Annotated in this window: 1 pseudogene; it reads right to left on the bottom strand. The window is 56.7% G+C overall.

Annotation, left to right across the window (positions count from 1 at the left end):
• Positions 1–140: pseudogene (locus tag AF337_RS42735) on the bottom strand (MFS transporter); the annotation flags it as partial.
• Positions 141–307 lie beyond the last annotated feature (167 nt).

Raw genomic sequence — 307 nt, 5'->3', positions numbered from 1 at the left:
GCCGTCGCATAGACGTAGAAGTCGAAGAATTCGATGGTGGTGCCGACAAGGCTGGCGATGAGGACGCGAGCCGGGGAATTGACTTGCGTGCTGTTCGAGGCAGGAGTCGGCGATGCGGAGATCGCGTCAGTCATTTTCATTCCAATCAGTATTTTTATGAATCGCCTTGGGAGGCCGGCGGGTCTTAACGCAATTTCAGGCCTGAGAAAACGTCTCCTCGCGCCGCAGGTACCGCATCTTCACCCGTTTCTCGATCCTTGCGTGAAGCTTGCCGGGGCAATGTCCGCGCGCTTGACCGGAATCGAAT

Source organism: Rhizobium ecuadorense, assembly GCF_001187535.1.
Classification (GTDB): Bacteria; Pseudomonadota; Alphaproteobacteria; order Rhizobiales; family Rhizobiaceae; genus Rhizobium; species Rhizobium ecuadorense.
Note: the sequence above shows the minus strand (reverse complement) of the source record. Positions and strands in the feature narration are given on the sequence as shown.